The sequence below is a fragment of the Pseudomonas sp. K5002 genome (genome assembly GCF_013386655.1).
Lineage (GTDB): Bacteria > Pseudomonadota > Gammaproteobacteria > Pseudomonadales > Pseudomonadaceae > Aquipseudomonas.
The window spans coordinates 1-782 of sequence record NZ_JACARK010001003.1; the positions used below are offsets into that span (position 1 = coordinate 1).

The 782-nt window shown below is 62.9% G+C and carries 1 protein-coding gene; it reads left to right on the forward strand.

Features of this window, described 5'->3' with window-relative positions:
* Window positions 1–382: 382 nt before the first annotated feature.
* On the forward strand, window positions 383–782 hold a 400-nt coding region (locus tag HX846_RS32410; RefSeq protein WP_178966971.1), incomplete at its 3' end, for an HAD family hydrolase.

Consider the following 782-nt stretch of genomic DNA (forward strand, 5'->3'; position numbering starts at 1 on the left):
CGCCCTCGGCGAGCAGGTGGGATGGCTGGTCTGTGACCGCGCCAGCGTGGGTGTCGGCCGACGCCATGGATGACAGCCCGAGGCCCGCGATGACAGTCAGGCCGAGTACCAGGGACGAAGCTTTCGAGAGATTGAACATGATGAGGCTCCTACGCGTGAGTCAGCCGGATTGGCTGGTGGTCGTAGTTAATCGCCGGGGTGTATCTGCCATGTGTGCCCAGGCGTGGCGAAATGCGGGTTCGCGTATCCAGGCGGGGTTCCCATACAGTCCGATACAAACCACGGGAAGGTTTACAGCGTTTGGGCCGATCCGTAGATTGCACCAGGCAAGTGGTTCGTCAGCGCCCAAGACCGGGTGACGAAAGCAAGAGGAAGCCGAGCAGTGTCCACCCGCGATTCAGCTGTATTCGCCCACCGTTACCGCGCCTTTCTGTTCGATATGGATGGCACACTCCTGAACTCCATTGCCGCCGCCGAGCGCGTATGGGCCACCTGGGCTGAACGCCATGGGCTGGATGTCGAGGCTTTTCTGAAGACCATCCATGGTGCCCGGGCCATCGATACCATCACCCGCCAGGCGTTGCCCGGTGTGGACGCGCAGGCTGAGGCGCAGTGGATTACCGAGGCTGAACTTGAGGATGTGGAAGGGGTGGTGGCGATTGCGGGCGCGGTGGAATTCCTCAACGCATTGCCCGGCGATCAATGGGCGCTGGTTACGTCTGCCCCCAAGGCACTGGCTCTGCGCCGTATGCAGGCGGCCGGGATCAGCCCGCCGGCGGTGC